The following is a 7,331-nucleotide window of genomic DNA, read 5'->3' as shown; positions in this document are numbered from 1 at the left end:
CAGGTCCACGTGATGCGCCGCCGCGAGGTCGGCACCCTGCTGGAGTGGGCGGGGGAGCTGTCCGGGCGCACGCTGCTCGACGTGGCCAGCGCGACGGCCGGGGAGAGCACCGCCGCCGCGTTCCAACCGGCCCGGCCGCCCTTCGCGGACAATGTCAGGTATAGCCGTTCGGCGCGTTCGCTGCGGAACATGTACGTCTGCCGGACGACGTCCAGCCCCGCGTCGTCGAGCAGTTTCGCGAGGTGCTCGCCCGGATAGGTGTGCTTGACGTGGTAGCGCTCGCGGTGGCGGTGGAACAGGTCCGGCCAGGTCGTCGCCCGGGTCAGCGCGTCCGCGGACATCACCAGATCGCCACCGGGGCGCAGCACCCGGGCCATCTCGGCGAGCGCGGCCGGCCCGTCGTCAAAGTGCTCGATCGCGCACACCGACATGACCACGTCGAAGGTGGTCGCCGCGAAGGGCAGCGCCAGCGCGTCGCCCTCGACGAGCCCCGGGTGACCGCGCAGGCGCCGGCCGAACTCCAACTTGTGCCGCGCCAGGTCGAGGCAGACGGCGCGGGCACCGCGGCGGGCGGCCTGCCCGGCCCAGTAGCCGTCGCCGCCGGCCACGTCGAGCAGCGTGCGCCCGGACAGCTCCCCCGCCCACTCCAGCAGGGTGCCGACCTCGCGGCGGCGCATCACGTGGACCTGGTGACCCACGAAGGCGAGGGCGTCGTCACGTACGGGGCTCACCAGTCCGCCTTCCGTTCCTACCGTTGTTGACGGTCAGTCTGCCTGCCATGGGGGCACCGTCCGCCTCTAGACCCGTCAGATATACCTCGTGTGATCGCCGCCGGACACGACGCGACGATCGGGAACGTTCAGCCGGACCACAGCCGGCCCAGGCCCGGACGCCTCATCCACCATCGAGAGCACCGAGCGTCACGGCGAGGTAGTTATCCCACGCCGCCTGCGGGTCGGGCGGGGAGACCTTCGCGCGCAGATCGGCCAGTACACCCGGTTCGTAGAGGCGACGCAGGGCCGCGGCGAGCGCGTCAACGTCGTCCGGCGGGACCAGCAGCCCGTCGACGCCGTCACGGACCGCGGTAGCCAGAGTACCCACCGTCGTTGCAATCACCGGCCGGCCGTGCAGGTGGGCGAGATCGACGTTCTGCGACGCCGTTCCCGCCCGGTACGGCAGCACCAGGGCGTCCGCGGCCGCGAACAGGCCGGGTACCTCGGCGGCGTCGACGTAGCCGGCACGCACGTCGACCCGGCCGGTCAGGCCCAGTTCGGCGATGAGACGCGTGGTCTGCGCGGCGTCACCCCAGAACTCCCCCGCGACGGTGAGCCGGACGTCCGCCGGGCCACGGGCCAGCGCCCGCAACAGCACGTCGAGCCCCTTGTAGGGCCGGACCAGCCCGAAGAACAGCAGGCTGTGCCGCGGGCCGTCGGCCGCCGTGGGCTCGGCCGTCCCGCCGGGGGCGATCACCTCCGGACGGCGCCGGGTCGGCGCGGACCACAGGTGCGGGGCCATCTCGGCCACCACCACCGGCACCGGGGTGAGCGTGGCGGCGAGTTCGGCCTGCGCCGGGGTGTGCACGAGCACCGCGGATACCCGCCGCAGGACCGCCCGGACCAGCGGCTCGTCCACCGCACGCCGCTCGTGCGGCAGAACGTTGTGACACAGCGCAAGCACCCGCGGGCCCGGGCTGCCCCCTCGCCCGGCCCTGCCGCGCAGGGCGGTGAGGATGGCCAGGTAAGCCGGCGCCTGGATCGGTGTGACGACGACCAGAATCACCGCGTCGGCTTCGCGCCGCAGCCGCCGGCCGAGCCGAACCCAGCCATCGGGGCGGCGCCAGGACAGCGGGTAGCGAGTCGATCCGAACGGCTCCATCTCCGGTTCGGCGACGCGCTGCACGCCCGGATAGAGCCGCGCCGGGTACTGATCGGACCATGACTCGATCGCAACCTGGTGTCCCTCGGCGGCCAGCCGATGCGCGAGCTCGGTTGTGTGCTGGGCGATCCCGCCCTTGTACGGATGGGTCGGGCCGATGACCGCGACGCGCATGGTCAGGTGTTGCTGCGGGAACGGGCGACCAGGTCACCGATCAGGGCGAGCACGGCGATCTGGAAGCCGACGAGGATCGCGAGCAGCGTCGACGTCGCCACATGGAAGTCGTAGCGGACCAGGTCCACGATCAGCTTCACGAAGCCCAGCGCCATGATCCACAGGGCGATCGGCATCAGCACCTTGAGCGGGTCGAAGTACATGACCATCCGCAGCACCTGCAGGATGTAACGCCGCGCGTCGCGGAAGGGGTGGAACTTCGACGTCCCGGCGCGCTTCGCGTAGTCGATCGGGAGGTAGTCGACCGGGTGCTGGTTGGACAGGAACGACATCGTGATCGTGGTGACGCAGCTGAAGCCGGGCGGGAGCAGCCGCAGGTAGGGCAGGGAGACCTCGCGGCGGAAGGCACGCAGGCCCGAGTTCAGGTCCGGGATCTTCATCCCGGACAGCCGCTGGGCGATCATCCGGATGAGCCACTTCGCCGGCACCCGAGCCCACTTGTGGGTCCCCTCCTCGGTGAGCCGGGCCCCGACGACCTGGTCGACATCGAGGTTGTCGTCCAGGTAGCGGACGAACTCCGGGATGCGCTCGTTCGGGTAGGTCATGTCGGCGTCGGTCCAGACGACGATCTTCCCCCGAGCCTCCTGGGTGCCGATGCGCCGGGCCGTGCCCGAACCGCCGTTACGGCGGAACGGCATGATCCGCATTCGGGGGAAGCGGGGGGCCGCGTCGCGCAGGGCGGCGAGGGTGTTGTCGGTCGACTTGTCGTCGATCGCGAGGATCTCGTAGGCGTACCCGCTGGCGTCCATCGCCGCCGTGATGCGCTCGAGTTCGAGCACCACGTGATCCTGCTCGTTGTAGCAGGGCAGGACGATGGTGACGTAGGGGACGTCTGGCCCGATCGCGACGAGATCGTCGCCGGCCGCGGGCTGCGTCGGGGTGCTGCCCTGCGGCTGGTCGGGCTTGTGGATGGCGCTGACACTCACGTCGGTGTGGCTCCCGGTCGTCGTTCCCGGCGATGATCGCCGCTGCGGGGCGGCGGCGCCGGTGCATGGCGCGGCCCGACGTCGTCCCACTCCGATCGCCGGTCCATGGCGGTGAAGCGCGGTCCGTCCATACAGGCGCGCCGTTCTAGAGTGGCACGCCCCGCCCCGTCGCCCGACGACCGGGCCGACGACCGGGCCGGTGACCAGGTCGGTGACCAGGTCGGCGACCGCGCCGAACCGGGCCGGGCCTACGGGCGAAGAAGGCAGGCGGGGACGGTGCCGGCCATCCGCCGGCCCACACCGGCGCTTACTGTTTGGACCGTGGCTGCGTTCAAAAGTGATCTACGTGAATACGTGCGGCACGTGCGGGCCCTGCGGGCCGCCCGGGAGACCTCGGCCCGTTCGTTCCTCGCGGGCCTGCGGTACCCGCTCGCCTACAAGCAGCCGATCTGGATCGGATCGCCGACTGTCATCGAGGGCCGGGAGCGCATCGAGTTCGCCGAGGGGGCGGCGCTGCGGGTCGGCATCGGCGGGTTCGGGCTGACGACGAAGCGCGACACCTCGATCATCCGGGTGCACCCCGAGGGCCGGCTGCGCTGCGAGGGGGTCGTCTCGCTTCAGCGGGGCGTGCGGGTCGTCATCGACTCCGGCGTGCTGGAACTTGGCCCCGGTGCGAACATCAACGGGTTCGCCAAGATTCTCGTCCGGGAACGGGTCTCCATCGGGGCCTACTGCAACGTCTCGTGGGACACCCAGCTCCTCGACAACGACTTCCATCCCATGGTCGTCGACGGCGTCGAGCAGCCGATGAGCGGACCGATCGTGCTGGAGGACCGGGCCTGGATCGGCACGGGCGCGATCGTCCTCAAGGGCGTGACCGTCGGTGAGAGCGCTGTGGTGGCGGCGGGTTCCGTCGTCACCCGCGACGTCCCGCCGAAGGCCGTCGTCGCCGGATCGCCGGCGAAGGTGGTCGGCCACATCGACTCCTGGCGCTGAGGCACGGACCCCTGGGCTGAGGGAGCAGGGCCGATCCGGGCCGGCGCGGAAGTGTCGGACTGCGACGCGAGTGCGCGGGGAACACTGCGGACGGCGACCTGCCGCCTACCGGGAAGCACCTCGCCACCGTCCGCGACCAGGGCCGATACGTGGATACCCGGACAGTCAACCGCTCGGGGGTGTCCGTAGCATGACAGCACCTCCTTCCGGGGCCCCCGGGACCGCGCCGCTCTTGGTTGACGTCCTCCCCCGCTTGGAGTAGCAGCGGAGGATTCCACACTCCTACGTACCCACCGAAAGGGAGGGCGGGTCGTGTTGAGGTTCGCGGTTCGTACGACCGCAGCGGCCCGCGCCACCGCCACGCCCGGCCCGGCGGTGATCCCCGACGGGACCCGCTTTCGACCGTGGCGCATCCTGCGCACCGCGCCCCCCACCATCTGGGCGATCACCCTGCTGTTCACTGCGGTGCTGGCCGGCTGGTCGGTGATGATGCCGCAGTACCACGCGCCCGACGAGCCCAACCACGTCGACGCAGTCATGCGCCTGGTGGAGGGCAAGGGCTGGCCTCATCCGGGGCACGTGGTCGTGACCCGCGGCGGAGTCGGTGCGATCCTCGCGGCGCCCTACGGCTCCGGCAAGCGGCCGCGCGACCTGTCCGCCGGGCCGTTCACCGCCGCGCAGGCGACGCCCCGAGACCAGCGCCCGAGCTGGGAGGAACTGGAGCGGACACCCGCGCCCCGGGGCGGCATCCAGCAGATCGTCCAACACCCGCCCCTGTACTACTGGGTCAACGCGGTGATCCTCAAGGCAATCCCGGACGGCGGCGACAACCTCCACTGGGACAAGATCATCGGCATTCTGCGCCTGGTCAGCGTGGCGATGGTGGCCCCGCTGCCGCTGCTGGCCTGGGCCGGGGCGCACCGGCTGTCCGACGGCAGTCGGGTGGCGGGGACCTGCGCGGCGCTGGTCCCGCTGGCCATCCCCGAGCTGGCCCACATCGGCTCCAGCGTCAACAACGACAACCTGCTGATCCTGACCGCCGGGCTGGCGACCGTGGGGATCGTCTACGTGCTGCGCGGGGACACCTCGCTGCGCACGGCGGCCTGGACGGGGAGCTTCCTCGGCCTCGCCCTGATGACGAAATCGCTGGCGATCGTGCTGGTCCCGATGGCCGTGCTGGCCTACGTTCTGGCCTGGTCACGGGCCCGCCGCGACGCCCGTGCGCTGCGGGCGACCACAGCCGCCACGCGCGCGCTCGACGCCGAGGCCGGCGACGGCGCGGCGAGTGGGGGCGACGGTCGGGTCGACGACCGCCCGTTCCGGCTCGCCGACACGGGCCCCGCCGGTCCCTCCGCCGCCGCGCAACGGTTGCCCTGGCGGCAGATTCTGCTGGGCGGAGCGCTCATGGTCGCCCTGGGCGGCTGGTGGTGGATCGTCAACGTCGTGCGCTGGGGAGCCTTCCAGCCGGAAACGCCCGGTTTCCCGCTGGGCCAGTACCTGGGTGACGACTGGGGCGCCTACCGGGAGATCCTGATCAACGGGACGATCCTGCGCTGGTGGGGATCGTTCGGTTGGTTCGAGGTCAACCTCACGACCGTTCCCGTCCGCACCGGCACGGCCCTGGTCATCTTCTTCTTCGCGCTCGCGCTGATCCGGGCCCGCAGCTGGCGCATCCGGGTCGACCTGCTGCTCCTGCTGTGGGTCACGTGGGGCCTGTTCGGGCTGATGACGCTGCAGTCCGCCAAGAACTTCGACAAGCAGTTCCACGTCAGCGGCATCTCCGGCCGGTACCTCTACGCCGGGTTGGCGTCGCTCGCGATCGGGGTCGGACTGGGGGCGGCGGCCACCGGCCGCTACCTGTCCCGGATCATGCCGCTGCTGTTCCTCGCGGGCGCGGTCACCCTGCAGGTCTGGTCGATCAGCATGGTGTTCCCGCACTTCTGGCGGCCGAAGGGCGGTGACCTCGGTGACGCCTGGGACGACATGGCGGCCTGGTCACCGTGGTCGGAGGGGACGCTGGTCGGCATCGCCGTCGCGGTCTGTGCACTCGCGGTGGCGACCCTGGCCGGCTGCCTGTGGGTGCTCGTCATCGGCGAGCGCGACGCCCGGCCGTCCCGGTCCGCCCGCGGCGTCGTCCTGGCAGGCGCGGGCGTGGCCACCGAAACGCGCGGTAGCTCCGGCGCGCCGACCGTCGCCGGACGCGAAAGCCGGCCCGGCGCGGATGCCGCCCTACCGTCGGCCGCCGACCCCGCCCCGGGCGACGCCGGCCCCCGGACTCAGGGGCTGCGGGAAGCCGCCCGTAACCGCGCGGTCCGGCTGCACCGGCACACCGTGGTGAATGAGCAGCCCCGGCCCGACCGCCCCGTGCAGGCACAGCCGCCTTCCCCGCCGGCAGCCCAGCCATCGACGGCACCTCAGCCGGCAGCGACGGCACCCCAGCCGGCAGCGGTGACCCTGCCGGCGGCGGCAACATCACCGCCGAGCACCCCTGCCACCGAGGCCGACAGCACCAGCCGCCCGTAACCGCGTTGACGCCCGGACTCCGGCGGAACGACGAACGGCGGCATAGGGTCCGATATCCACTGCGCAGCGTGCACGCTCACGCGCCCGGCGGCACACTGGCACGGGGCCCGGACAGGTGCGGCCGACCACGACCACGACCGCGCCGGCCGGGCGACGGACCGGGGTTGTGACCTCATCCCCCGGGCTGAGAGCGGGGAATGACAACTCCTACGGACCCACCGAAGGGGAGGGCGGCCGGTGTTGAGGTTGGCGGTTCGTAGGCTCCACCGGCACCGCGCCTCCCCTCGCCGCCACCGCGCGTATCGCGGCGCTGTTCCCGGCTGCGTTCAACTCGGCGTGACAGCGGGATCCGCTACTTCCACACCGCCGGGTTTCACCCAACCGAGCATGCGCACAATGCTTTTCCGGAGTCGCAGACTGGTCGGCCGTCGGACACGGCCGGAGACTGACCATGCGGTTATTCTCGAGAGGAATGATCCACTGGTGAACGACGCGGAACCGCGTGTCCGCTCCAGTCGGAAGGCCGGGGTATCCACGCCGAAACCGTGGTAATCGTGCGCACGAGATCCGCGGTGTCGACCAGCTCAGTTCGGGGGGAATCTTGCGCCGCAAGCGGGAGACGGGCAGGGCATGGGGGGTGGCACCCCCGTCGGCGCCGCCGCCCGACCAGGACCCGCATGCCGCGCCGGAGCCCGCCGCGATGCTGTCCGCACGCCAGCCCGTCGGTGGGACGCCACCCCAGGCCGCGTCGCCCTCCACGCCGGCAGCCCCCACGCC

General features: G+C 71.8%; 5 protein-coding genes. 2 read left to right on the top strand and 3 right to left on the bottom strand.

What is annotated here, in order from left to right; translation table 11 throughout:
• From NBZ85_RS24740 to NBZ85_RS24730, 3 genes are all read right to left on the bottom strand, one after another.
• Window positions 1-731: class I SAM-dependent methyltransferase (locus NBZ85_RS24740; protein ID WP_261562684.1), on the bottom strand; the 731-nt coding region annotated here is incomplete at its 3' end.
• 163 nt (window positions 732-894) lie between these two features.
• On the bottom strand, window positions 895-2,049 hold the full coding sequence (locus NBZ85_RS24735) for a glycosyltransferase (protein ID WP_261559519.1): 1,155 nt from the start codon (window positions 2,047-2,049) through the stop codon (window positions 895-897).
• Window positions 2,050-2,051: 2 nt separating this feature from the next.
• The gene (locus tag NBZ85_RS24730) at window positions 2,052-3,035 is read right to left on the bottom strand and encodes a glycosyltransferase family 2 protein (RefSeq protein WP_261559520.1); all 984 of its coding nucleotides are present in this window, start codon (window positions 3,033-3,035) and stop codon (window positions 2,052-2,054) included.
• Between the two features lie 363 nt (window positions 3,036-3,398).
• On the opposite strand from NBZ85_RS24730, the gene NBZ85_RS24725 reads away from it, so the two are divergent.
• Window positions 3,399-4,031, top strand: coding sequence for an acyltransferase (locus NBZ85_RS24725; protein WP_261559522.1), 633 nt, complete (start codon window positions 3,399-3,401; stop codon window positions 4,029-4,031).
• A gap of 312 nt (window positions 4,032-4,343) precedes the next feature.
• Complete coding sequence (locus NBZ85_RS24720) at window positions 4,344-6,554, top strand: DUF2142 domain-containing protein (RefSeq protein WP_261559521.1); 2,211 nt, start codon at window positions 4,344-4,346, stop codon at window positions 6,552-6,554.
• Window positions 6,555-7,331 lie beyond the last annotated feature (777 nt).

Source organism: Frankia tisae, from assembly GCF_025403405.1.
GTDB classification, from domain to species: Bacteria; Actinomycetota; Actinomycetes; order Frankiales; family Frankiaceae; genus Frankia; species Frankia tisai.
The sequence above is the reverse complement of the archived record's forward strand: the minus strand, read 5'-3'. Positions and strand labels throughout refer to the sequence as shown.